This window comes from Radiobacillus kanasensis, from assembly GCF_021049245.1.
GTDB lineage: Bacteria > Bacillota > Bacilli > Bacillales > Amphibacillaceae > Radiobacillus > Radiobacillus kanasensis.
Genome location: NZ_CP088020.1, coordinates 3,611,513 through 3,635,260, shown reverse-complemented (window position 1 = coordinate 3,635,260; position 23,748 = coordinate 3,611,513). Strand labels below are relative to the sequence as shown.

The 23,748-nt window shown below is 37.9% G+C and carries 28 protein-coding genes; 25 read left to right on the top strand and 3 right to left on the bottom strand.

Annotation, left to right across the window (positions count from 1 at the left end; genetic code table 11):
* Positions 1-88 precede the first annotated feature (88 nt).
* The 5 genes from KO561_RS18510 to KO561_RS18490 all read left to right on the top strand — a co-directional run bounded on the left by KO561_RS18510 (position 89) and on the right by KO561_RS18490 (position 5,758).
* Positions 89-2,023, top strand: a complete 1,935-nt coding sequence (locus tag KO561_RS18510; RefSeq protein ID WP_231094789.1) for a BglG family transcription antiterminator — start codon at positions 89-91, stop codon at positions 2,021-2,023.
* Between the two features lie 223 nt (positions 2,024-2,246).
* Positions 2,247-3,092 (top strand): basic amino acid ABC transporter substrate-binding protein, encoded by an 846-nt coding sequence (locus KO561_RS18505; protein WP_231094788.1) that lies wholly within the window; start codon positions 2,247-2,249, stop codon positions 3,090-3,092.
* Positions 3,093-3,242: 150 nt separating this feature from the next.
* The gene (locus tag KO561_RS18500; RefSeq protein ID WP_231094787.1) at positions 3,243-3,896 is read left to right on the top strand and encodes an amino acid ABC transporter permease; all 654 of its coding nucleotides are present in this window, start codon (positions 3,243-3,245) and stop codon (positions 3,894-3,896) included.
* A 141-nt stretch (positions 3,897-4,037) separates the two neighbouring features.
* On the top strand, positions 4,038-4,985 hold the full coding sequence (locus KO561_RS18495) for an aminoimidazole riboside kinase (protein ID WP_231094786.1): 948 nt from the start codon (positions 4,038-4,040) through the stop codon (positions 4,983-4,985).
* A gap of 506 nt (positions 4,986-5,491) precedes the next feature.
* Positions 5,492-5,758, top strand: a complete 267-nt coding sequence (locus KO561_RS18490; RefSeq protein ID WP_231094785.1) for a hypothetical protein — start codon at positions 5,492-5,494, stop codon at positions 5,756-5,758.
* A 753-nt stretch (positions 5,759-6,511) separates the two neighbouring features.
* Here KO561_RS18490 and KO561_RS18485 read toward each other — a convergent pair.
* Together KO561_RS18485 and KO561_RS18480 are read right to left on the bottom strand one after the other, a co-directional pair.
* The gene (locus KO561_RS18485) at positions 6,512-6,712 is read right to left on the bottom strand and encodes a hypothetical protein (RefSeq protein ID WP_231094784.1); all 201 of its coding nucleotides are present in this window, start codon (positions 6,710-6,712) and stop codon (positions 6,512-6,514) included.
* A 10-nt stretch (positions 6,713-6,722) separates the two neighbouring features.
* Positions 6,723-7,994 carry a helix-turn-helix transcriptional regulator gene (locus KO561_RS18480; RefSeq protein WP_231094783.1) on the bottom strand — a complete coding sequence of 424 codons (1,272 nt, stop codon included), beginning with the start codon at positions 7,992-7,994 and terminating at the stop codon, positions 6,723-6,725.
* A gap of 446 nt (positions 7,995-8,440) precedes the next feature.
* Here KO561_RS18480 and KO561_RS18475 point away from each other — a divergent pair, with 446 nt between their 5' ends.
* The 13 genes from KO561_RS18475 (at position 8,441) to tnpA (ending at position 15,490) form a co-directional block, all read left to right on the top strand.
* Positions 8,441-8,983 (top strand): SdpA family antimicrobial peptide system protein, encoded by a 543-nt coding sequence (locus tag KO561_RS18475; protein ID WP_231094782.1) that lies wholly within the window; start codon positions 8,441-8,443, stop codon positions 8,981-8,983.
* Positions 8,968-9,900: a sporulation-delaying protein SdpB family protein gene (locus KO561_RS18470; RefSeq protein ID WP_231094781.1), complete on the top strand. Its 933-nt coding sequence runs from the start codon at positions 8,968-8,970 to the stop codon at positions 9,898-9,900. Before KO561_RS18475 ends, KO561_RS18470 begins: the two co-directional genes overlap by 16 nt.
* Positions 9,901-10,467: a sporulation delaying protein family toxin gene (locus tag KO561_RS18465; RefSeq protein ID WP_231094780.1), complete on the top strand. Its 567-nt coding sequence runs from the start codon at positions 9,901-9,903 to the stop codon at positions 10,465-10,467.
* Between the two features lie 137 nt (positions 10,468-10,604).
* The gene (locus KO561_RS18460) at positions 10,605-10,973 is read left to right on the top strand and encodes a PadR family transcriptional regulator (protein WP_231094779.1); all 369 of its coding nucleotides are present in this window, start codon (positions 10,605-10,607) and stop codon (positions 10,971-10,973) included.
* A complete protein-coding gene (locus KO561_RS18455) occupies positions 10,960-11,550 on the top strand; it encodes a hypothetical protein (protein WP_231094778.1) in 591 nt (196 codons plus the stop codon). The genes KO561_RS18460 and KO561_RS18455 overlap by 14 nt, the downstream gene beginning before the upstream one ends.
* Positions 11,551-11,585: 35 nt before the next feature.
* Positions 11,586-11,867: a DUF3784 domain-containing protein gene (locus KO561_RS18450; protein ID WP_231094777.1), complete on the top strand. Its 282-nt coding sequence runs from the start codon at positions 11,586-11,588 to the stop codon at positions 11,865-11,867.
* A gap of 29 nt (positions 11,868-11,896) precedes the next feature.
* Positions 11,897-12,286 carry a thiol-disulfide oxidoreductase DCC family protein gene (locus KO561_RS18445; RefSeq protein WP_231094776.1) on the top strand — a complete coding sequence of 130 codons (390 nt, stop codon included), beginning with the start codon at positions 11,897-11,899 and terminating at the stop codon, positions 12,284-12,286.
* A gap of 15 nt (positions 12,287-12,301) precedes the next feature.
* On the top strand, positions 12,302-13,084 hold the full coding sequence (locus KO561_RS18440) for a YhfC family intramembrane metalloprotease (protein ID WP_231094775.1): 783 nt from the start codon (positions 12,302-12,304) through the stop codon (positions 13,082-13,084).
* A gap of 842 nt (positions 13,085-13,926) precedes the next feature.
* Positions 13,927-14,187 carry a hypothetical protein gene (locus KO561_RS18435; protein WP_231094774.1) on the top strand — a complete coding sequence of 87 codons (261 nt, stop codon included), beginning with the start codon at positions 13,927-13,929 and terminating at the stop codon, positions 14,185-14,187.
* 106 nt (positions 14,188-14,293) lie between these two features.
* Positions 14,294-14,467 carry a hypothetical protein gene (locus tag KO561_RS18430; protein WP_231094773.1) on the top strand — a complete coding sequence of 58 codons (174 nt, stop codon included), beginning with the start codon at positions 14,294-14,296 and terminating at the stop codon, positions 14,465-14,467.
* 56 nt (positions 14,468-14,523) lie between these two features.
* Positions 14,524-14,649: a transposase gene (locus tag KO561_RS18425; protein ID WP_231094772.1), complete on the top strand. Its 126-nt coding sequence runs from the start codon at positions 14,524-14,526 to the stop codon at positions 14,647-14,649.
* A gap of 1 nt (position 14,650) precedes the next feature.
* Positions 14,651-14,968: a hypothetical protein gene (locus tag KO561_RS18420; protein ID WP_231094771.1), complete on the top strand. Its 318-nt coding sequence runs from the start codon at positions 14,651-14,653 to the stop codon at positions 14,966-14,968.
* A gap of 72 nt (positions 14,969-15,040) precedes the next feature.
* Positions 15,041-15,490 carry an IS200/IS605 family transposase gene (gene tnpA, locus KO561_RS18415; protein WP_231094770.1) on the top strand — a complete coding sequence of 150 codons (450 nt, stop codon included), beginning with the start codon at positions 15,041-15,043 and terminating at the stop codon, positions 15,488-15,490.
* Positions 15,491-15,602: 112 nt separating this feature from the next.
* Here tnpA and KO561_RS18410 read toward each other — a convergent pair whose 3' ends face one another.
* Entirely contained in the window at positions 15,603-15,986 is a 384-nt protein-coding gene (locus KO561_RS18410; protein WP_231094769.1) for an OsmC family protein, read from the bottom strand.
* A 156-nt stretch (positions 15,987-16,142) separates the two neighbouring features.
* On the opposite strand from KO561_RS18410, the gene KO561_RS18405 reads away from it, so the two are divergent.
* The 7 genes from KO561_RS18405 (at position 16,143) to KO561_RS18375 (ending at position 23,534) form a co-directional block, all read left to right on the top strand.
* A complete protein-coding gene (locus tag KO561_RS18405; RefSeq protein ID WP_231097263.1) occupies positions 16,143-17,069 on the top strand; it encodes a fumarylacetoacetate hydrolase family protein in 927 nt (308 codons plus the stop codon).
* A gap of 153 nt (positions 17,070-17,222) precedes the next feature.
* A complete protein-coding gene (gene argC / locus KO561_RS18400) occupies positions 17,223-18,260 on the top strand; it encodes an N-acetyl-gamma-glutamyl-phosphate reductase (protein WP_269140678.1) in 1,038 nt (345 codons plus the stop codon).
* Positions 18,261-18,274: 14 nt separating this feature from the next.
* Positions 18,275-19,504 (top strand): bifunctional ornithine acetyltransferase/N-acetylglutamate synthase, encoded by a 1,230-nt coding sequence (argJ, locus tag KO561_RS18395; protein WP_231094768.1) that lies wholly within the window; start codon positions 18,275-18,277, stop codon positions 19,502-19,504.
* A 12-nt stretch (positions 19,505-19,516) separates the two neighbouring features.
* On the top strand, positions 19,517-20,329 hold the full coding sequence (gene argB, locus KO561_RS18390; RefSeq protein WP_231094767.1) for an acetylglutamate kinase: 813 nt from the start codon (positions 19,517-19,519) through the stop codon (positions 20,327-20,329).
* Complete coding sequence (locus tag KO561_RS18385) at positions 20,310-21,485, top strand: acetylornithine transaminase (protein WP_331000810.1); 1,176 nt, start codon at positions 20,310-20,312, stop codon at positions 21,483-21,485. Before argB ends, KO561_RS18385 begins: the two co-directional genes overlap by 20 nt.
* A gap of 93 nt (positions 21,486-21,578) precedes the next feature.
* On the top strand, positions 21,579-22,478 hold the full coding sequence (purU, locus tag KO561_RS18380) for a formyltetrahydrofolate deformylase (protein ID WP_231094766.1): 900 nt from the start codon (positions 21,579-21,581) through the stop codon (positions 22,476-22,478).
* Between the two features lie 798 nt (positions 22,479-23,276).
* On the top strand, positions 23,277-23,534 hold the full coding sequence (locus KO561_RS18375; protein ID WP_231094765.1) for a hypothetical protein: 258 nt from the start codon (positions 23,277-23,279) through the stop codon (positions 23,532-23,534).
* The last annotated feature ends 214 nt before the right edge of the window (positions 23,535-23,748 follow it).

Sequence of the window (23,748 nt, the reverse complement as noted above, 5' to 3'; positions counted from 1 at the left end):
CCGACCTCAGGCCCTTTTTATGTGGGGTCTGAGGAGTTCCTATAGGTCCGTGCTGCCATGAAAATTCTGTAGGAAAGGAGGCGAACCCATGAATTCACGTTTAACCGCTATATTACAAGAACTAATGGCATCTGATACAGTTGTAACCAGTGATCATTTAGCGAGAAAAGTAGATGTTACGTCTCGAACGATTCGTGATGATTTGAAGCAACTGGAGCGATTGCTCTTGTCTAATGGGGCTAGTATTAACTCTATCCGTGGGAAAGGGTATGAATTAGAAGTGCAGGAAGAGCAGGAGTTTCGTAAATTTTTACAACAGACCTTCCAGCAAAAGCATGATTCTGAAGCCTTTCAACCTAACTTACCGGAAGAAAGGGTAAAATACTTAATAAGACGACTTCTTTTGGCAGAAGGATACTTGAAGCTAGATGATTTGTCTGATGAGATCCATATTAGTAAATCAACGATTCAAAACGATTTAAAGAGTGTGAAAGAGATTTTAAAAGAGTACGGCATTGCATTAGAAAAACGACCTAACTACGGCTTGAAAATTAAAGGTAGTGAGGTAAAACTGAGATTCTGTATGTCTGAATATATTTTTGACCGAAGTGGAGAAGGTTCTCCTAACACGGCATTGACTAGTGAGTTATCCTCTTTAGCAGGTGAAAAGGAACTATCGGAGATATGGAAAATTATTATTGAACAGATTGAAGAAAACGATATTACGCTGTCTGATATCGCGATCAATAATCTATTTGTTCATATTGCCATCGCCTACAAGCGAATTACTTCGGGCTATCATGTGAAGCTCTATAAGGCAGACCTAAAAGAGATCATTACGCAAAAAGAATACATTGTAGCGAAGAAAATAGTTCAAAAAGCGGAGCAGGTGTTACAAGTTAAATTCCCGCCCGTAGAGATTGCCTACATCGCGATTCACTTACTTGGAACGAAGATGATTACAACCTCTAACATGAGTGAGCAAGAGATCGGGAATGTGTTAGAAGATGAAGTTTATCAATTGACAATCGCAGTGCTCGATGCGATTGAGGAACGATTGCATCTCGGGATTCGGCATGATACAGAGCTTATTATGGGACTTGGCTTGCATTTGAAGCCAGCGATTAACCGCTACAGATATGGCATGAACATTCGGAACCCGATGCTGGAAGATATTAAAGTGAATTACCAAGTAGCTTTTGAAGCGGGTATCATCGCCGGTTTAGCATTAGAAGAGCATTTTGGTGCGAAAATTGACGAAAATGAAATTGGCTACCTTGCCCTCCATATTGGGGCTGCGATGGAGCGGAGGAAACTAGAAAGTGGACCAAAGCGATGCCTTATTGTTTGTGCATCTGGAATGGGTAGTGCGCAATTATTAAATTATAAAGTTCAAGCTAAATTCGGTTCTAAAATTAAAGTAATGGGTACAACCGAATTTTATAAGTTAAATCAAGTAGATTTTGAAAATGTGGATTTCGTGATTAGCTCCATCCCTATTCGTGAATCTTTACCTGTTCCGGTTATTGAAGTGAATACGATCCTGGGCGAAGGAGATCTTCAAAAGATTGAAGGGTTCATTCAAGAAAACCAGACGAGTGTTTCTCAATATGTAAAAGAGGGCCTCGTATTCCTTCAAAAACCCCTTGCTTCTACACAAGAGGTATTAGAGTATTTAGTACATCAAGTGATGGAAAAGGGATTGGCGGAAGAAGGATTTTTGGAGGCTGTCCTCCAAAGAGAGTCGATGGCGCCGACCTCGTTCGGGAATAGCGTTGCGATTCCCCATCCAATAAGTCCATTAACGCCCCAAACATTCTTAGCCTTTTGTACACTTGAAAAACCAATTGTGTGGGGGGACAAGAAAGTTCAATTTGTCTGCTTACTGAGTGTGGAGAAAGAAAGTAATGAGGATTTTCAGAACATGTATAACATGCTCGGTAAAATCGTGGATAATAATGAATTAGTTCAACGACTGTTAAAAGCAAAAACCTATACAGAGTTTCTTCGTAATCTTCTTTGAATCAGGTGAGGTGTTTTATCTTACCTGATTTTTTTGTTTAAGGGACTTCTAATTATCTTTTTTCTATTAGCTAAAGTAAAGATTTGGATGCTAATCCATCCAAATATAATACATATTAATGTATAAAAATTCATTTTGTTTAATTTTTATGTTGTCAAAGTGTTGTTATCATAGTATTATTAATTTTATTCTAATAATCTATTAACATCAGGAGTGAATATTTATGAAAAACAAATGGAAATTATACTTAGGTTTTATTCTACTAATCAGCATGCTTATACTTGCAGCTTGTGGAAGCTCAGAAGAAGCTAATTCCGAAACAAATGGAGAAGGATCTTCAGGTGAAGCAGAGAAAAAACTAGTACTTCAAGTAGGAACGGATGCAGCATTTGCTCCTTTCGAATATATGGATAAAGGGGAAATAGTAGGATTTGATGTAGACCTTTTAGCTGCCGTGATGGAAGAGGCTGGCTATGAATATGAATTGAAAAATGTTGGATGGGATCCGCTTTTTGCTTCCCTTCAAGGAAAGGACTTGGATATCGGAGTTGCAGGTATTACTATTAATGCCGAGCGTAAACAAACATTCGATTTTTCACTACCATACTTTGAGTCCACTCATATGATCGTATTTAATGCTGGAGACGATATTTCAAGTGCAAAAGACTTAAAAGAACTTAAAATTGGGGTTCAAAATGGAACGACAGGTCAAACAGCTGCTGAAAAAGTAGTCGGAGAAAATGCCGATAACATGTTGAAATATGAAACAACAGCAGTAGCTTTCATGGCTCTAGCAAATGGAGATGTGGATGCTGTCGTAACGGATAACGTCGTAGCAAATGAATATGTGAAAAATAATCCAGATGCGAATGTAGAAACGATAACAGATAAAGAAAACTTTGAAGCGGAGTTTTATGGCTGGATGTTCCCGAAAGACAGCAAAATAAAAGCAGATCTTGACGAAGCGTTAACTGCAGTTATTGAAAATGGGAAGTATCAAGAAATCTATAAAGAGTGGTTCGGTGTGGAGGCAGACACAGATGCTCTGCTAGAAGCGGCTACTGATTAAGCTAAGGAAAAGAAAAATAGCGTAACGGTATTCGTTACGCTATTTTTTCCTCTTTGGAATCGGGAATAGGTACACAAATTATCTAGAAATAGCTACTAGACACCGACTGTTCATTTTAGATAGATAAAAAGACGTAAAGGGAGAAGTCATATGGATTTTCGGATCGATATTATCGTGGAGTATCTTCCATTTTTGATGGAAGGAATGTTTGTAACAATTTGGACCTCCATTTTAGGTACACTTATTGGATGTTTTATTGGATTATTTATCGGAATAGGAAAGATGTCTAAAGTATGGCTAATTCGTATGCCATTTGTTTGGTACGTGAATTTTTTCCGAGGAACACCATTGTTAGTGCAATTATTCCTATTTCATTTTGCGATTATACCGTCGTTTGGTGATTTTGGAGCAACAACATCTCTGGTTGTAACGTTAGCTTTGAACGCCGCAGCATATATCGCAGAAATTTTCCGAGCAGGGATTCAATCGATTGATCGAGGGCAATCTGAAGCAGCTCACTCTCTAGGGATGAATAAGATTCAAGTCATGCGGTATGTCATTTTACCACAGGCATTTAAGCGGATGATTCCACCTTTAGGAAATGAATTTATCGTTTTGCTGAAAGATTCTTCGTTAGGGGCTATCATAGCAGTTCCAGAACTTCTTTATTGGGGACGAGCAGCGACAGGGGAATATTACCGGGTGTGGGAACCGTATATCAGTGTAGCAGTCATTTATTTAATCCTAACACTCGTCCTAACCTACGCACTTAACCTGATGGAAAAGAAATTTGCTACTGAATAAGTGCCAGTACAGTGTACCCCCCGGTTTTTGTCGAATGGAAAGCTCTACTGAATGGTAGGGCTTTTTTGCATGATAATCATAGAAAGGTTTACCTTTTCTTTTGTTATACTAAGGGTAGATTTGAATGTGGAGGTTAGTGTGATGAAAAGAGGCGTGGTTAGTTTAGGAGAAGCGTTAATTGATTTTATTCCAAAGGATGCAAGGAATATGGAGTATATAAAAAGTCCAGGTGGTGCTCCAGCTAATGTTGCGGTAGGGTTAGCAAGGCTACAAATCCCATCTACCTTTATCGGCAAAGTGGGGGATGACGTCCTTGGTCATTTTCTTCAAAATACCCTAGCAACATATGGAGTAAACACAAATCATATGTTGTTTTCCAAAGAGGTCAAAACCGGACTTGTCTTCGTCACCTTGGATGAGTCTGGAGATCGTAGCTTTGACTTTTTTGTGGATCCGCGAGCAGATGAGTTTCTAAGTGCTAATGAATTAGATGAAAAGCACATGATAGAAAATAAGATCTTACATATAGGTTCGATTTCCCTTATTGATGAACCAGTAAAAACAGCTTCGAAAAAGGCGGTGGAAATTGCTAAACAGAACGGTGTCCTTGTATCTTTTGATCCCAACTTGAGAATGGCTTTATGGGGCTCAGAAAATCAAGCGAAGGAGACCATTCAAGACATGCTTCCGAATGCTGATATATTAAAAGTATCAGAGGAAGAGTTAGAGTTTTTAACAGGAGAAAGCGATGTAGGAAAGGGAATTCAAGCATTAAAGAAATATAACATTCCTTTGATTTTCGTGACACTTGGACCGAATGGCAGTGTAGTTGCGGTTCAAGACCAAACCACCAAAGTGAATGCGATGAAAGTTCAAGCGGTTGATACGACAGGTGCTGGAGATGCCTTTGTATCGGGAATCCTTTATTGTATGCATGAGTGTGAAGGAGCACTAGATACCATTACCCTCGAAAAGGCTAAGCAAATGGCGGAATTTGCGAGTGTTTCTGGAGGCCTTGCTTCTTCCGTGAAGGGAGCAATGACCACTTTGCCAGACTTGAAAACCATACAATCTCACTTGCAATCCTAAAAGAAAAGCTCCAAGCACAAGCTTGGAGCTTTTCCTTAATTCGTTACAACTTCAACCTCCGCCCCTTGCTCAATCGTATTTCCAACTGTACAAGCACGCTTGGCTATGGTGATTAGCTTTTTCTTCGTTTTCAAAGGGGGAGGAAGTGAATATCCCAATAGAGTTCAAATTAATTTTTGTCCCGTAATATAAAATGCAGGACGTTTAGCGGTAGAAAAAAGCGACGAGTGAGTATATACGTTACAATGAAAATATTAATCCTATAATACTGGATGAAAACGATGTTTTTGATTTACAGGTAGAATGTGGAGACTTAACAGATATTGCCTACCAAGAGGGATAACCGGAGCTGGCCGAAATAATCTGGAAACATGTGTCAGCGGGCAATAGTAATGAAATTAATAATTCGTCTAGGACCGACAACAAAAGGAATGAAAAACCTCAAAAAAGAAATCTATCCCCCTAAGATCAAACTTTAAAGAGAAAGCCCGTTTTGGTGATAAGAAATGAGCCAAAGAAAAGCCTATATAAGTTTGCAATCACCAAAAGGGATGGGGAGTTTTTTTGGCGATTCAAAATTTAGCTTAGAACGTTTGGAAGCAATGGTAAGAAAATCAGATATCTGCGTGTTTCTTTTAAGGGTATCCGGCCACGTTGGGGTGGAACATTTAAAGCAAATGTGTAAAGATTATGGTGTAAGTTTTGTAACATCATGGAGCAACGGAAAATCATCAGTTCTACGTATAGATGAGGAAAAAGAATCAAAAACTTAAATATGTTACAAAAAACTGATTCCAAAACGGGAAGGGCCCATTTAGCCTATAATGAAGTAGGGGGAAACGAAAATAATAAAAGAAGTACAGATAATGCAACAATGCTATTAAACGAAAAAGGATATTGCTTTAATTATATGTAGCAGTATTTTTCCTGACAGCTTTAAGGGTTAAGAAAAACATGGATATACACAAACAGTAAGAGAAAAGATATATTAAACCCTATTTGCAAAACCCATTAAAAGGAGCGGGGCCAGATGAAAGGAATTAATGTTAAACAAACTGAGTTAAGATCTAAACACCTGAGATAGAGATTGCATTAAAAGGGGATGCAGCCAACAAACGGGAGTTAAGAGCTAAGGCAATTGAAGTCCTGATGGAAAGCTTTGATATAAAACATGATTTTGATGGGGATAGTAAACAATTGAATATATTAGTTGAACGTTTTTTATATAAAGCGACTGATATGCTTGGTTTTGAATTCTACTATTGGGAATTTACCAATGCCGAAGATTAACATGACGAATTGGTTGTTTCTGATAAAGCAAAAATAGAACTTCTCAAACTACTTACTAAAGAAATGAAGGAAAGGATAAAATAATTAATGGTTATTCAATAAGTAACCGAAGGTCCAACATAGGGGGAAACATTTCTTAACTTTTTTATAAATTAATGTCACTACACAGGAAGAACCAATAAAAGGCATGTTGAATTATCAAATAATAGAACATGCCTTTTACGTCTACTACATGTCTATATTAAATTTCTTAAATCAACTAAGTCGTCAACCAGTTCTTTCATTATTTCCTCTACATTACCTAATGGGTCGGGTTCTTCATTATTCGCTAATATATAGGATTCTTCAGTTTTAGTGGTAAGGGTCCCTACTACCACACCGTAACTAAAAGAGAGCACAAATACAGCTGATAAAGTCGCCAATAATAACTTCTTCATCTTATTCCTCCTATTCTTCATAATTACCTGTAAAAACCTGATTGGCTAATTGATAATAAGAAGCCGCCAACTTATACTTTCTAGTACTAAAATAATGGTCGGCTAATATTTTAAGATAAAAAGCTTTCTCAAAGAGCAATTGCTTTTTCTCCAAGAAAGGCAGTATCTCTAATGTAATTAAGTCGATTAATGCAACAGACGAATCATAAATCAATTGAGAAAATACTCTAAATTCATAGACGTAAATTGACTCCTCCGGACTTAGTGAACAAGATAATTCTAGTCCTTTATTCAGCCATATTTTAGTATTTTCAAGGTCACCTAATTTATAATACTCCTTCATCAAACTCGAAATTGGAACGATTTTATTAACTGGAAGTTGTTCATGTCTAAGTTCATAACTCTTCTGGTAAAACTCAATAGCTTTTTCATGGTTTTTTCTCAGTGAATAAATCTTTCCTATATTCTGGTTACATAGAGCCATCACACGGTAATCATTCAAATTCTCCGCTATTATAGATGCTAATTGGTAATTTTCAAGAGACTTGTTTGCTTCTTTGCTTCTTTGGTATGAAATACCTAATACAATATGGCATTGAGCGCATCTCTTCATGTTATAGATACTTCGATAATATTCTAAAGCTTGACTACCATATACCAGTGCTAAATGTGTATTTCTGATTTTACTTCCAGCAATTGAAATAACATAAAACAAATCGTACTTCTTCTCTTGATGTTGGTCTATGCTATTACTCAGGTGATTTTCGGCTTCTAAGAATAGTCTCAATGCTTCTTTATAGGAGAGTTGATAATAATTGAAGTTGCCGGCAAACTTTAACCAGTAATAAATTTCGTTGTCAGAAAAGTTTTTTGCGGCCTTTTTTAAGTAAAAATATTGCTCTTTAGCCCTCTCTATATCAGTTACGAGAATATAATAACGTAATTTATGTATCTCAACCAGGTTAACAAGCTGAGGATTTGCAATGCTGTCCATGTTACCCTCGATTTCCTCGTAAAAATCCCTAGCTTTTTCTTTGTCTCCAACTAGTAAACACTCGAACCAGCGTTGAGATAAAAGAGAGATGTCTTCACTTTCCTTTATCGAAGGGTTTATTTCCAATCTTTTATTTAACAAATTTATAACTTCTTCTGGCGCATCCACCACTCCCCTTTCAATTTTAGACAAATAGGACACTGATATAATTCCCCGACATAACTCTTCTTGAGTCATTTTAGACTTATCCCTAAAATACCTAATTTTATGCCCTATTTTGTACTCCATATATCCCACCTCCTTCCTATATTTATTATAGAAGGATTAGGAAAATAATACCACTTTAAATCAATTTAAGTACAGGCATAAATACGGTTTAATACTTTAAAATTTGAAATTTAGAAGAATTTTATTTTCAAGTTTTTTTTAGAAGCTAAAGAAATACCTATTTTATATACAATCTTATGAAAATTTTCATCATCTTTCTAATTATGATTACAGATTGCTATAAATTTGCAGTTAACTTGAATTTTATTCTCAAATAAACTTTAAGGAACTATGATATTGTTGCTTCATGAAGTTATATTGCGAATTGAAAGTCTTATTACCTTTATGGAAATTATAGAATAAAGTAACTAAAAAAACGATCAATAGACTATCAAACTAGCGTTAACGCAAACGCTTAAAAACTAAAAACATGTTACTCATCCCAATAAAAGAAGGGAGGGACATCAATGGAAAAAAAGAAACTCATTATATTTTTCTTTGCCTTTTCAGTGTTTTGGGGATTCATTTTTCTTTCCTCTGTAATTACTGGTATGGGGGCTACAGCAGTTTCTCCTACAAAAGATTCACAGGTTGTATATTCATCTATACTGCCACAGGGGTGGGGGTTTTTTAGTAAGGATCCACGTGCCCCGATAATGGGCCTATACGCAGCAGACGAGAAAAGCACTGAAATCCTCTGGCCGACTATGCGGGCAGAAAATATATTCGGATTATATCGAAAAGGTCGTGCCCAAGGAGTGGAAATGGGGGCACTTTTTACGAAAATCGAAAAGGGAGAATGGAGCAAATGTGATAATAGTGATTTAGACTCCTGCAAGAAGCAAGCTAATGAAGTAGAAGTTGAAAATATAGCACCAAGTCCTCTTCTCTGTGGCACTTATTATTTCACCCAGGAAAAAACAATTCCATGGAGTTATTTTAAATATAGCGAATCAGAAACAAAAGTAACTAAGATTGTGAAAGGGGACATTACATGTTCCGCAAAATAGAGAATATCCTATCTGAGTGGAAAATTAAAACGCCATGGACGAATGTGTATGGACTAGCTAGAAGTTTAATTGCCTTCGCAGGTATGTTGACACTAATCGTAAATAAACCAGAAATTCTTTTTAAACCTTCTTCAGCATCTGCAGATTACCCCATATGTGACTACGGATTTAGCGCTTTTTGTTTAGCTCAAAATGATTATACATATCTTAATCTGATTAGATGGATTTTTGTATTCATCTTATTCCTGGTCGTAATTGGGTGGAGACCCCGTTTTACTGGTATTCTTCACTGGTATATAGCTTATAGTATGCAGTCGGCCATGGTTGTAATAGATGGTGGTGAACAGGCTGCTTCAGTTATCGCTTTCTTATTAATCCCAATTACATTGACAGATCGAAGAAAATGGCATTGGGAGAGCCCAGAGAAGACATTATCAGTTAATATGTATTCTAAAATTATCGCAAACATATCTATAATTTTTATTCGAATTCAGGTGGCGATCATTTACTTCCACTCTACCATTGCCAAACTAGGAAATGCAGAATGGATAGATGGCACAGCTGTTTATTATTATAGTCGCGAGAAAACGATAGGATTTAATTCTTTTTTTGACCAAATTACCAATCCTATTGTGGGTAGCCCCTTAATCGTCATTCCGACCTGGGGTACCTTACTTGTTCAGCTTCTCATTTTTGGCGGCCTCTTTGCACCTAAAAAGTACTGGAAGAGTATTTTTGTTATAGCTGTTTTTATGCATGAAATTTTTGCACTAATGTTAGGATTGATTAGTTTTTCAATGGTTATGGTCGGTACACTTATGTTGTACTTAATTCCGGTTGAATCCCAATTAAAACTCCTTTCTTTTAAGGGCCAAAAAAACGAGGAAGGAGCATACGATTTAAAGGAGGTGAGTTAAATGAAAAAGGTGATTGCAACGCTACTATCGCTAGCAATGGTTTTTGGGTTTACATTTGCTCCTGGAATTAACAATAAGGTAGAAGCAAAGCAAAAAAAGTACACCGGTGAGGAAATCTTCCGCGGATTTGTCTTTGCACAAGGCGAACTTGGACACAGTCTTCCAGAAGTCTTTAACCAATCAATGGTTGAAAAGCTAAATACTAAGAAGACCGAAAAGTTTGCCAAAAGTATTATTGAGAAGATCAAGAAAGAGAATCCTTCTTTTTTTGATGAACTGCAAGAGGCCACATACTCTAATAATCCAGCCCAAATAGATAGCCTCTTAAAAGAAGCTGGCGGAATCATTGAAAATGATGTTGCAGCGATGGAAAAAGCAGTGAAAACAGGTGTGGTAGCACAGGAAGCCTCAGTTTCTGTTGAATGGTACTACTACTATTACTATGCTGCTGCAGCGGCAGCTGGTATCGTCCTTGTTCTTTTTGCGATTGACATTACCCCAGTTATCATAAAAGATGACACGAACAGGGAAATGGCAATTCGCTCCCTTGTAGAAGAAGTTAATTAGTTTTCAGCATAACACCCATTTAAAGTGCGGAGTTTATTACTCCGTACTTTTCCTATTTCATTAATGGGAAAAGCGCTATATATGATTAACATCTATATATCATTGAAATATAGATGTTAATCATATATAGTTAACGTATGAATAAAAATAATAATATGGATAAGTGGATGGTTCAATTACGAAAAGGTACTTTTGAGCTAGCTATTCTTTCGTTAATTCGCACTCGAGCTATGTATGGTTATGAAATTTCTGCAGCTTTAAAAACTACCTCCCATGTTTTCTCCATCTCTGAAGGGGCTATTTATCCCATTTTGAAAAGAATGACTGAAAAGGGGTTAATCGAATACTTTTGGAAGGATTCGATTAATGGACCAGGGAGGAAGTACTACCAAATCACTTTAGAAGGGAGCAATGTATTAACTGATCGTTTGAAACAATTTAAAGAGATTCATGATGCATTAATAGTCTTAAGAGAGGGTGATATAGACCCAAATGGAAAAAAATGATTATATACATTTATTTTTGGAAGATCTTAATCAAGAGCTTTCCGAAATTCCAAAGACTAAGAGAGAAAGTTATATAGTTGAAATAACTGATCATTTAAGGGGATATATATCCGACCAACGTGCAAATGGATTAACAGAGCAAGAAATTGAAGATAAGGTCAAAGAAGAATTTCTAACAGTTCAGGCTCTCGCGAAGGACCTCATAGAAGAAGAAAATAAGTCAAAAAGACACCCTAACTATGTCTTTCTACTACCGTTACTCATAATACCGATTGGGATTTTCCTATTTCCATCACACCAGGAGATTCTTATTGCCTTAATGTTATTTTTCTTTTCCTATCTGGTTCTTAAAAAGAGGCTGCTCTGGGGGTTTGCCATAGTCCGAAAAAACCCTGGAAATATAAGAGGTCGAAAGGCGTTATCGAAGTTGGGAAGTCTTTATCTGTTTTTATTGGGGTGTATATTCCTATCTGGTGAATTTGTAAGCTTTTCGAATAAAGAAATTGTGTTTACCGGATGCATACTGGTTCTTGTGATTAGTTTTTATGGCATTGTTAATAAACGGTTTGTGAAATAGTATTATTTCATAAAATTGTAAATGGAGGTATATGGATGAACTACAATTTAATTATTTTTGGCGTTGTTTTTTTAATACTGGCATATATGGTAGGTGTTAAAAAACAGGTTTGGATTTTATCGGGGTTTAATCAAGCACGTGTTAAAGATAAAGATAAATTAGCACGAATTGCAGGCTTTTACTTGTTCGCCCCTCTTGGTTTATTATTATTAGTCAGTGGGTTTATTAGTTTTCCTCACCAAGAGCTTATTCTAACTATATTTGGCATAGGATACGGCCTTTGTGTAATCATTTATGTGAATGAAAAAATGATTTAATAATACGGCTTAATGAGGAGAAGGAAAAAATGAGAAAAGAGTCTTTTAAAATATCAGTCTATTATGATAATTGGTGCCCATTGTGTATCAATGTAAAAGAAAAAATTGAAAAACTAGACTGGTTAAATCTAGTAGAGATGGTTGGCATTCGTGGTAATAATATTGAAAGTAAAATTCAAGTCCCAGAAGACAACCTACTCATGAGTATGCATTCCAGAGTTCATAGGAATTATCGTGTTGTATCTGGTATTGATACCTTCGTTTCTCTGTCATGGAGATTACCTATCTTTCTACCTATATGGCCGCTTTTAAAATTGTCTAGCATATTGGGGTTTGGCGGGTCTATATATCAATACGTGGCGAATAAACGCTCAATTGTTCCACTAGGAAAATGTGACGAATCATGTAAAAAAAAGTAATTAAGGAGGCTCCTTATGGTCAATCAGCAATCTATCGTTTTTATGGTTGTTTCAGCTTTTTTCTCACTTTTGGTTCCTGTTGTTATCTTTATCTATTACAAAAAAAAGCGAGGTGTTTTTTGGAAACCACTTCTAGTTGGCATTGTTGTTTTTTTAGCTTTTTCTCAGCTACTTGGAAACTCTGTAAACGCATTCGTATTACACCAAAATGAAACTACCGCAAATTTTTTTAAGAGTAATCCCTATCTATTTGCTGTCTATGGGAGTTTATCCTCGAGTATTTTTGAAGAGGTTGGTCGATTTATTGGTTTTGCATACCTACTTAAAAAATATCGTGAATGGAAAGACGGAATATCGTATGGGATTGGGCATGGGGGGGTAGAAGCCATTTTAATTGGCGGTTTTGCGAGCCTGCAAAACATTATGACGGCAAATCTAATTAATACTGGTAAATTTGACCAAATGCTGGAGGTGGGGGGGAAGCAATCAGAAGCGTTGATGGGTGTGAAGCAACAATTAATTCAAGCGCCCTCAGAAGTATTTCTGCTTACTGGGTTTGAACGAATTACGGTCTTTATATTACAAATTGCGCTATCTCTTTTAGTTCTTTATGCTGTTAGGCATAAAAATCTTCTTTATCTCTTCTACGCAATTCTCATTCACGGTTCGGTAAACTTTATAGTACTTATTTCAAAAGTATTGGAAGTTCATTTCTTAATTACCGAAGGTGTGCTACTAATTGCAGCTGTTCTTTCCATTGTGTACATGCGGCGTTCTCGATTCCATTTTGTTGGTTAGTGTAACTATAAGACCAGGTCTGGACTGAGAATCATTAGAATCTTAATCTTAACAACCACTATTAGTATTTTTTCTGTCGTGGATCATTTGCCTAAACGATTAAAATATCAGTTGCGAGAATAGCTTTTTGTTGTAACAGAACAAGGACTATTGTCGATGTACAGGTGTCTAAAACCACTTAATCATGCCCTAACTCTCTTTAGATGCTGATTCTTCCGTTATGGACAGTAAAGCACCATCAACTTTGTCATACCCTTATATATTTGCTGTTTTTATTTCATCACGTACAACTCAATATGCCCTAAAAAATTTTTTCCATGTGATGCTAGGACGTCACCTATTCTAATAAGACTAAACCGGGACACCCTTGAGTTTTACAGGGCACTATCGAGTTGTCAAAGGCATGGTTAAGTTGTTCAGGGCTGCTCCACCTAGTTGTCGAGATACAACAGGGGAGTAGGGATACGAGGTAGTAAAGAATGGTTTCTATAATTTCGCGTTAAATAGTAATTTACGAATTATCACTAGCATTGCATTAATTAACGCAGATGATTCAAAATACTAAAAATCTCCAAAAATTAAATGTTCATACAACAAAAAATCCTTTTCAATGGAAGTACAGGTGGTTCCTATCCAAACCCAATAGTAAAGGTTATCCGTATGGACAAGAACATACTAAATACATCTTTGGTATATGGATTGTACCCATAAATGCAAAAAAAACTATTTGAACAAGTTGAAGAAAATTAACAGGATTACTACACAAAAAAACTGACAGCGGAAGCATACATAAATCTGCTGTTATTTGCGCTCAACTACAAGGATTCGAGAGCCGTGAGGAGATGAGCGATGCACTAATAGATGAAGGACTTCAGAGAGTCCTTGGGTTTGAATCGATTAGTCTATCTCAGCTCTCGAGGAAGAATAAAGAAATCAATCCCGTCATCCTTTCCAATTTTTTCTTGAATCTTGTGTACAAAATAAAAGTTATCCATTTTAGAAATGGGACATATATGCCATTGAAAATCATTGATTCTAGCACGCTTCCATTCAACCTAACGAATCATAAGTGGCAAAATTCCGTAAAACAAAAGCAGGAGTAAAGCTACACTTACGACTTGTGATTATGGATAAAGATACTGTCTATCCAGAAGAAGCAGTAATTACAACAGCCAAGGAGTCCTTGTAGATGATAAAGAAGTCATGTATGTGTTTGACCGTGGATGCGTTGATTACGAACGATTTGATCGCATGATAGAAGATGGTTATTTCTTGGTGTCAAGACTGAAGAAAAATGCTATCGTTCGTGAAATTGAAACTTTTATGGTTCCTGAAAATTCTACCGTTCTTTCCGATAATATGGTCTATATCGGTTCAACGTAAAAATGTATAAAGAATGTGTTCGACTACTTGAAGTAGTAGATACAAAGGGAAATATCTTGCGATTAATTACCAATGGTTTCAATCTCGATTCTGAAGAGATTAGTGAAGTTTACCGTCAACGTTGGGCAATAGAACTATTTCTTAAATGGCTAAAACAGCATGTGGATCAAGCACTTCTATAGCATGAGCGAAACTGTCATTCAAAATCAAATCTTCCTTGCGCTCGTTGCTTATTGTTTTACAGTACTTATCCAGCTAGAGATGAAGAGTAATAAGTCATTGCTCCGTATTAGCCGCTGGTTAAAAAGAACACTTTGGGAACCAGCATATGTCTGGACCCCCAAAGATTGGATTACCCTCGAAAAGGCTGAGCAAATAGCGGGAAATCTCATTTGCAATCCTGAAAGTAAAGCTCCAAGCGCAAGCTCGGAGCTTTTTCTGATTAATGGTTTTAAAACCAAAGGCTCTGCCCGTGTGAGAATTCAACTTGTAGAGTTGTAACAGAAAAATCCCCTTTCGTTATAATAGAGTTGGCCGTCAAACCGACTCTTTATAACGAAAGGAGATCTACTCATGTCGAGTGACAATAGTTTATCACACACCCGATGGAATTGTAAGTATCACATAGTCTTTATCGCCAAGTACAGAAGGAAAGTTATATTTGGCAAATTAAGAGGACATCGGGTGATTTTAAGGCGTTTGTGTGAGATGAAAGATGTGGAAATCATCGGGGCTCATGCCATGCCTGACCATATCCATATGTTGGTGGAGATCCCGCCAAGGATGTCCGTATCTTACTTTATGGGATACTTAGAAGGTAAAAGTTCTTTAATGATACACGATAGACATGCAAATCTGAAGTACAACCATGGGAACCGCACTTTTTGGGCAAAAGGTTACTATGTGAGTACGGTCGGACTCAACCAAAAAACGGTAGCAAAATATATTCGAGAACAGGAATCAGAGGATAGACTACGAGACAACATGAGTAAACGTGAATACGTCGATCCATTTAAAAAGTAGGTAGGAAGATAAACGGTTGACGGTCCATTCAGAAGTCTCTTTAGGGACCTCGTTGGTAAAGTGCCCTTATAGGGCGAAACTAAAACCGCCCGTTTTACGGGCGGATAGTTATTTACTGAGACACGATCTCGACCTTTGCCCCTTGCTCAATCGTATTTCCAATTGTACAAGCACGCTTAGCTATGGTGATTAGCTTTTTCTTCGTTTTCTCTTCTACCTCATCAGCGAATTGCACAGCTACTGAAAAATGCTCAATGCGCGAAGGGCTGTCCTCTGCTTTTCGAGGTGTTACTTCAATGGAATATTCCTTTATATCGAGGCTATCTCTTTTAATAACGGAATCAATTCCAATTGCCATACAAACACTCAATGAGCTACAAATAAGATCAAAAGGAGTATAACCATCATAATCTCGAGAAGAAGCTCCGGTGATTTCCTCCTCGTTAGCGTTTTTCAAGGAAAAATTCCCACTCATATTGCTGGTTAATGTAATCATTCAAAATCATCCTCTCTTTAATTTCTTATTATGCACTTTTCCCTTTATTTCATTAAAAATAACCATGTGCAATATTCGTTGACTTCTATGGTGTAATTCGATAGATTAGGAAGCAACGGCCATGTAAAGTTACTGTAAATTTTAGGGGTGAGGACACTGAAGCTCGTAACATACAAAACGAAAAAAGGACTTGGTTCCTATCGAATGGGAGTCCTTTTTCAAGACAACATTTACGATTTAAATGAAGTGTATCGTCAATTTTTACATAAAAATGATGTTTCAGACGTAGGTTCTGCGGAATATTTGTTGCCATCAGATCCAACGAGGTTCTTCGAATTAGGTCACAATGCGTTAGATAGGAGTCAGGAGGCTTTTTCCTTTTTAAAAGAAGAAATGGTTCATGACGCTATATTTGAACGAGAAGATGTTATTCTTGGGCCACCTGTATTAAATCCATCCAAGATCATTTGTGTAGGGAAAAACTACAAAGAGCATGTTGCCGAAATGAAAAGTGAAATTCCGGATTACCCTGTTTTGTTTGCAAAATTCTCTAATGCACTAATCGGGCCAGAGGACTTTATTCAAAAGTCCCCGAAAACCGATAAACTCGACTATGAGGTAGAACTGGCTGTTGTAATTGGGAAGGAAGCATCACAGGTTTCTAAAGAGGAGGCACTGGACTACATTGCAGGCTATACAATAGGAAACGATGTATCAGCACGAGACTTGCAAAAGCGGACTCCGCAATGGTTACAAGGAAAAACATTAGATCATAGTACACCAATTGGACCGTGGATGGTGACGACGGATGAAATTCCGGACCCATCTAACTTAGAGATAAAATCCTACGTGAACGGGGAAGAGAGACAGTCGTCTAATACAAAGCATCTCATATTTGATATTCCATTTTTAATCGAATTTGTTTCAGGACTCATAACCCTACAACCAGGAGATGTTATTTTAACGGGTACTCCAGATGGCGTTGGATTCGCCATGGATCCACCGACATTCCTACAGGATGGAGACACCGTTACCTTAAAAATTGAAGAGATAGGTATCTTACAAAATCAAGTAAAAGCCTAGTGAAAAAGCGGTTGGAGTCTTCCAATCGCTTTTTGCTTTTACGCGGATATGCAGGGGTAGTTAATTACAAAATTTTTTTATAAGTTGTTGTATAAAAATACATAATAAAGTATAATTATTAATCACAATACGATTATGTAGGAGGGCTTTTTCGTGAAAGTAGCGATAGTTGGTGGAACGGGCTATGGGGCTATCGAGTTAATGCGATTTATAAATAATCATCCATATGCAACATTAGAGTTGGTTATTACACATTCCCAAGCTGGCAGGAAGATTTCAGACGTGTACCCGCATGCGACAGATGTATGGGAGATGCAGATGGAAGAACTGGATGTGGATGTATTAAAGGAAAAAGTAGATCTCGTTTTCTTTGCTACTCCTCCAGGGGTAAGTAAAGACATTGCTCCCGGCTTAATGGATCAAGGTGTCGTATGTATTGATTTATCAGGTGATTTCCGATTGGAGTCGCCCGAAGTGTATGAAAAATGGTATGAAAAGCCTGCGGCAGCCCCCTCCTATTTGCGAAAAGCGACGTACGGTTTAAGTGAAATTTACAAAGAGGAGATTCAACATGCGACGTATATAGCGAACCCGGGATGTTATCCAACTGCCACTTTGCTAGGTATTCTCCCGCTTGTACAGCATGAATGGATTGACCCAAAATCTATTATTATTGATGCAAAATCAGGAGTTTCGGGAGCGGGACGAAGCACGTCAATGATGACACACTTCGCGGAAATGAATGACAATCTAAAAGCTTACAAACTTGGAAAACATAAACATATACCAGAAATCGAGCAGGTGCTACAAAAGGAAAGTGGTCAATCGTTCGTTACAACATTCTCCACCCATCTAATTCCAATGACGAGAGGGATAATGGCAACGATTTACAGTGATCTCATGGTGGATAAATCAACGGACGAAATGATTGAGATGTACAAAGCGTTTTATGAGGACGCTCCCTTTGTCCGAATCAGATCTAAAGGCGAATATCCAGCTACAAAAGAAGTGTATGGAAGTAATTATTGTGACATTGGCATTCTAGCGGATGAGCGTACAGGAAAGGTAACAGTTGTATCGGTGATCGATAATCTTGTAAAGGGAGCTTCTGGTCAAGCGATACAGAATATGAATCTATTAAACAATTGGGATGAAAGAACGGGATTGGAGTTCTTACCAGTCTACCCATAAGGAGGAGAAAGGGTTTGGGACAGTCAACGATAAAAGAAAAGATTCAAATTATAGAGAATGGTAGTGTGACGTCTCCGAAGGGTTATCAGGCAGGAGGACTGCATTGTGGTCTCCGTAAGAAAAAGCTAGATTTAGGTTGGATATACTCAGAGGTTCCTGCTGCAACTGTAGGTGTGTACACGACAAATGTTTTTCAGGCGGCACCTTTGCAAGTAACACAGGAAAGCTTGAATAAGGAAAATAAGCTGCAAGGTATAATAATTAATTCAGCGATTGCCAACGCATGTACCGGGGATCAAGGGTTGCTGGATGCCTATGAAATGAGAAAAACTTTTGCGGAAAAGCTTGGCATTCAAGAGCATTACGCAGCTGTAGCTTCGACAGGACTGATTGGAGAAATGCTGCCAATGGATAAATTAAAGCAAGGTATTGCGCAAATTGGGTTACCAGAGCATGAGGGCTCGGATAAGTTTGAGACGGCAATTCTGACAACAGATACGAAGGAAAAAGCGGTAGCGGTAAAGCTATGGATTGATGATAAAGAAATTACAATCGGTGGTGCAGCTAAAGGATCGGGTATGATTCACCCGAATATGGCGACAATGCTTAGCTTCGTCACAACGGATGCGAATGTGGATGGGAATTCATTATCAACAGCACTCAAGCAAATCACCAATAAAAGCTTCAATATGATTACCGTGGATGGAGATACGAGTACGAATGATATGGCGCTTGTTATGGCGAACGGAAAAGCAGAGAATAACGTCTTAACAGAGGATCATCCGGAATGGGAAACCTTTTACAAAGGCTTGGAGACCATCTGTCAGCTCTTGGCTAAAGAGATTGCCAGAGATGGAGAAGGGGCAACGAAGTTAGTGGAAGTGAAAGTGTCAGGAACGGCTTCCAATGAAGCGGCAGCTGCTATTAGTAAGGCTATTATTTCTTCGAACCTTGTAAAGACGGCAATCCATGGGGCTGATGCGAACTGGGGAAGAATCATTACTGCCATTGGCTATAGTGGGCAACCGCTTAATCCGAACAAAGTGGGCGTGGCCTTAGGGCCGATTCCGGTCGTGGAAAACGGGTTACCGGTACCATTTAGTGAGGAAGAAGCAAAGGAGTATTTATTACAAGATGAAATCGTCCTTTATGCTACGTTCCAAGATGGTACAGGAGAAGCAACGGCTTGGGGCTGTGATCTCTCTTATGATTATGTCAAAATCAACGCTTCTTACCGTACGTGAGGAGGAAATTTAGTGAGCTATGTTGTTATAAAATGTGGTGGTAGTATCGTAGACCAACTTCCCCTTTCTTTTTATGAAGAGCTAGTTGCCATTCAGAACGAGGGGAAATGGAAGCCGGTTGTTGTCCATGGGGGAGGTCCGTCTATTTCTAAGCTTCTAGATCAAGTAGGTGTTCCTTCCGCGTTTGTAGATGGATTGCGCGTGACGACAGAGGAAGTGCTGGAAGTAGTGGAAATGGCCTTAAGTGGTTCCGTTAATAAACAAATCGTCCAGCAAATTGTGCAGACTGGTGGTAAAGCGTTTGGAATCAGTGGAGTGGATGGAGGCTTCTTACAAGCAAAACCAACAACCAACAACAAAAAATTAGGATTAGTCGGCGACATTCAAGAGGTGGAAACCGGATATATAGAATATCTTACAAGCCTTGGATTGATTCCGGTTGTTTCTCCAATATCTATGGATTTAAATGGCCAAAAATACAACATTAACGCAGATATGGCGGCCGCAGCAATAGCACAAGCGTTACAAGCTAGTCTTTGCTTCATAAGCGATATCGATGGTATTTATCAATCGGAACAAACCGATATTGTGCATCAAGCCTCCAGAAAGGAAATCCTGCAAATGATTGAGGATAAAGTGATTGTAGGGGGGATGATTCCAAAAGTCCTTTCCGCAATCGAGGCGATGGAAAAAGGGGTGCCAGAGGTTGCTATTGTAAACGGGTTGGAATCTAATAATCTCAAACAATTCTTAAAAGGAAGTGCAATCGGAACGCGCTTGTACCTAGGTAAAGAGGAGATGGAATATGTCGAATACAACAGCTAATATAATGGAAGCGATCATGCCAACATATAATCGTTTTCCTATTCGCCTATCCAAAGGGAAAGGGACTTCGGTTTGGGATGAGAATGGGGAACACTATCTCGATTTCACATCCGGAATCGCAACCTGCAATCTAGGGCACGTCAACGAATATGTCAAACAAAAGGTGGAAAGTCAGCTGTCTGAGCTTTGGCATTGCTCCAATTTATATGAGATTCCCACCCAAGAGCAACTGGCAGAAAAACTGGTTGAGCATACATTTGGGGATCAAGTGTTTTTTTGCAACAGTGGTGCAGAAGCAAATGAAGCGGCTATCAAGCTTGCGAGAAGCTATGCGCAAACGGTCAAACAATCCGATGCCCATGAAATCGTTACATTTACAAGTTCCTTTCATGGCAGAACGATGGCCACTTTATCTGCTACAGGGCAAGAAAAAATTCAAAATGGATTTGCCCCACTTGTTCCAGGGTTCCGTCATCTTCCTTATAATGATTTTGCTGCATTAGAGGATGTTGTTTCGGATAAAACGTGTGCGGTTCTCCTAGAACTTGTACAAGGCGAAGGTGGAGTCATTCCCGCAGATAAAGAGTGGGTAAAAGCCTTAGAGGAAATCTGTAAGGACCAGAATATTTTATTTATGATAGATGAAGTACAAACAGGTATTGGCAGAACGGGTAGCCTATTTGCATATGAAGTGTACGGATTAAAGCCTGATGTCATTAGTGTTGCAAAAGGGTTGGGAAATGGTATTCCGATTGGAGCGATTATCGCCACAAAAGAAGCGGCAAAGGGATTTCGGCCTGGAGCACATGGAAGTACGTTCGGGGGGAATCCGATCGCTACAACCGCAGGCTTAGCTACTTTAACTTTTATAGAGGAACGTTCCATTTTTGAACAGGTTCAAAAGAAAAGTGAATACCTGTTGACGCAATTGAAGCAGGTTCAAGAAAGCGGTACAGCTATTAAAGCGGTTCGAGGGCTAGGGCTGTTAATTGGGGTAGAATTAAATGGAAATGCGATTGATACAGTAGTTGCTTTGCAAGAAAAACAGATTCTCACCTTGATTGCCGGACCAAACGTACTTCGAATTCTTCCTCCTCTAACCGTAACCACGGAGGAAATCGACCAGTTTATAGAAGGGTTGAAGAGTGTCATTTGAAAGACGGAGGGGGAACCTCTGTCTTTCTCCTTGCATAAAAGATTCGATTGGAATAAAGTATAAGGAATATTATCATGTAAAGAGGTACTTAGAATGAAAGCATACATTCAACGCAAGATTGACGAATTCCAACAACAAAATAAAAACAAGGCAAGGTTACTCATAAGTTGTCCGGATAAACCGGGAATTGTAGCTGCTGTTTCCAAGTTTTTGTTTGGAAAAGGGGCTAACATTATCGAGTCCAACCAATATTCGATGAATCCAGAGGGCGGAGAGTTTTTCATCCGAATTGAATTCGAGTGTCCCGACCTAGCGTACCGCCGAGATGAAATAGAAGAGGATTTTAAACAGATTGCCGAAGCCTTTTCAATGGATTGGAAGCTCATGTATGTAGCCCAAACGAAAAAAGTGGCTATTTTTGTTTCAAAAGAACAGCATTGTTTATTGGAATTGTTATGGGAGTGGCAAAGTGGAGATCTTATGGCGAATATTGCATTGGTCATTAGCAATCATGAAGATTCACGGGAAATCGTAGAATCCTTAGATATTCCGTTTCACTACATACCTGCCAACAAAGAGATTCGAAAGCAAGTAGAGGCAGAACAACTGAATTTGCTGGCACAATATGAGGTTGATTTTGTTATTTTAGCGAGGTATATGCAAATCTTAACACCAGACTTTGTGGCAAAGCTTCCAAATCGGATTATAAATATTCATCACTCCTTTCTGCCGGCGTTTGTTGGTGCGAAGCCTTATGAACGTGCTTATAACCGAGGTGTGAAATTGATTGGAGCTACTTCACACTATGTGACAAACGATTTAGATGAGGGTCCGATTATTGAACAGGACATTAGTCGAGTTGATCACCGAGATGATGTGGCCAAATTAAAAAAATCCGGACAGTCCATTGAAAGAAGTGTATTAGCACGGGCAGTAAAGTGGCACCTAGAAGATCGAGTTATTGTACATGAAAATAAGACCATCGTTTTTTAGTAAAAGAAAAAAGCCAGGGTTTTCATTGAGTGGTTTTGTATAAGTATGGATCTTCAACCATATTTCATTGAAAGAAACTTCATTAAAATTTTAATAGTTTTAGAAGATGATTTTAAAAACAAACCAGTAAAATTATCAAAATAGAAATATTTGCAGTATGAACGATTGATTTGGGGTTATTGTATCACTTGTCATAAATCGCGAGGTAGCCAATATGAGGGGGGCTTGGTGATTAGTGAAGTGTTAATGTAGCAATCATAATCGTTGGTTACATAGAGCGAAAACAAGATCTAACGACAAATTAATACTAGCTTCATACTGCTATATTGAACCAATAATTAATCTCTTCATTTGTTGCTCTTTTTTTAAAGATGAAGATTGCTAGGTAATTACGAAATCTTTTATAAGTTGGTAAAAGATATGTATATCCCATATTATAATTTAAATATTCAGCTAATTTATTCTTTACAATCTTTATAAAGTCCGATAATATAAGAATGCGGCTTCCAATTTAATGGAAGGATTGGTGAAATATTAACGGGACGGTAATTATATAAATAATGAGGTTATGAGAAAACTATTTACGACTTCTATTATTTCTTTTTTAGCGCTTCTGCTACTATTACGAACTAATTCCTCAGCATCCACCTCACCAAGTCACCTTCACGAGCACCCACCTTTAACTACTTCATTCGATTCAATTCAAAGTAAATCCCTTCAAATTTCTCATACACAAACATCAAAAGAGAATCAATCCAAATCATGTATATACCTTGTCCAGGGGGTGGGAGACATACAATGTATCAGCATGGAGCAGGAGAGCTTCAAGATGGTGGTAAGGAAATCATTTCAAGAGGCTATGCATTTCAATGTCATAAGTGTAGAGTAGCTTTTGTTACTGAATATCACCCTTCATCAGGTAAACTTGGGATCTACGGTAAGGACAATCCTGGTTATTTACTTGGAACATCATATACAATGAGAAATCCAGATTATGTTGGAGAGAATAAATCACTTAGTGTTGAACCGTGGAGAAGTTCTTATATATGGTACTAAGACTTTTCAACCTAACATTCTTTTGACTTTTTATAAAGACAAATTTCATATCTATACAATGGCAACAGTTCTATCCTAATATTGACTGGATAGAAGGGCATGCAAAACGAACTCATATACTTGGATTCGCTTAAAGACTTGCATGCCCAACTTTTCATGTATAGATAGGTAGAATCTTAAATAAAATAATTTCCTATCTTTCTATTAATATTGA

Excerpts from the sequence above, each read along its gene's own strand:
- KO561_RS18470 (WP_231094781.1), top strand. The coding sequence starts at position 8,968 with ATGTTCCGCAAAATAGAGAATATCCTATCTGAGTGGAAAATTAAAACG.
- KO561_RS18500 (WP_231094787.1), top strand. The coding sequence starts at position 3,243 with ATGGATTTTCGGATCGATATTATCGTGGAGTATCTTCCATTTTTGATG.
- purU (WP_231094766.1), top strand. The coding sequence starts at position 21,579 with ATGAAAGCATACATTCAACGCAAGATTGACGAATTCCAACAACAAAAT.
- KO561_RS18440 (WP_231094775.1), top strand. The coding sequence starts at position 12,302 with ATGGTCAATCAGCAATCTATCGTTTTTATGGTTGTTTCAGCTTTTTTC.
- KO561_RS18460 (WP_231094779.1), top strand. The coding sequence starts at position 10,605 with ATGAATAAAAATAATAATATGGATAAGTGGATGGTTCAATTACGAAAA.
- KO561_RS18465 (WP_231094780.1), top strand. The coding sequence starts at position 9,901 with ATGAAAAAGGTGATTGCAACGCTACTATCGCTAGCAATGGTTTTTGGG.
- KO561_RS18510 (WP_231094789.1), top strand. The coding sequence starts at position 89 with ATGAATTCACGTTTAACCGCTATATTACAAGAACTAATGGCATCTGAT.
- tnpA (WP_231094770.1), top strand. The coding sequence starts at position 15,041 with ATGTCGAGTGACAATAGTTTATCACACACCCGATGGAATTGTAAGTAT.
- KO561_RS18420 (WP_231094771.1), top strand. The coding sequence starts at position 14,651 with ATGAGCGAAACTGTCATTCAAAATCAAATCTTCCTTGCGCTCGTTGCT.
- KO561_RS18475 (WP_231094782.1), top strand. The coding sequence starts at position 8,441 with ATGGAAAAAAAGAAACTCATTATATTTTTCTTTGCCTTTTCAGTGTTT.
- KO561_RS18385 (WP_331000810.1), top strand. The coding sequence starts at position 20,310 with ATGTCGAATACAACAGCTAATATAATGGAAGCGATCATGCCAACATAT.
- KO561_RS18455 (WP_231094778.1), top strand. The coding sequence starts at position 10,960 with ATGGAAAAAAATGATTATATACATTTATTTTTGGAAGATCTTAATCAA.
- KO561_RS18375 (WP_231094765.1), top strand. The coding sequence starts at position 23,277 with ATGTATCAGCATGGAGCAGGAGAGCTTCAAGATGGTGGTAAGGAAATC.
- KO561_RS18435 (WP_231094774.1), top strand. The coding sequence starts at position 13,927 with ATGAGCGATGCACTAATAGATGAAGGACTTCAGAGAGTCCTTGGGTTT.
- KO561_RS18410 (WP_231094769.1), bottom strand. The coding sequence starts at position 15,986 with ATGATTACATTAACCAGCAATATGAGTGGGAATTTTTCCTTGAAAAAC.
- KO561_RS18485 (WP_231094784.1), bottom strand. The coding sequence starts at position 6,712 with ATGAAGAAGTTATTATTGGCGACTTTATCAGCTGTATTTGTGCTCTCT.
- KO561_RS18505 (WP_231094788.1), top strand. The coding sequence starts at position 2,247 with ATGAAAAACAAATGGAAATTATACTTAGGTTTTATTCTACTAATCAGC.
- KO561_RS18490 (WP_231094785.1), top strand. The coding sequence starts at position 5,492 with ATGAGCCAAAGAAAAGCCTATATAAGTTTGCAATCACCAAAAGGGATG.
- KO561_RS18495 (WP_231094786.1), top strand. The coding sequence starts at position 4,038 with ATGAAAAGAGGCGTGGTTAGTTTAGGAGAAGCGTTAATTGATTTTATT.
- KO561_RS18450 (WP_231094777.1), top strand. The coding sequence starts at position 11,586 with ATGAACTACAATTTAATTATTTTTGGCGTTGTTTTTTTAATACTGGCA.
- KO561_RS18445 (WP_231094776.1), top strand. The coding sequence starts at position 11,897 with ATGAGAAAAGAGTCTTTTAAAATATCAGTCTATTATGATAATTGGTGC.
- KO561_RS18480 (WP_231094783.1), bottom strand. The coding sequence starts at position 7,994 with ATGGAGTACAAAATAGGGCATAAAATTAGGTATTTTAGGGATAAGTCT.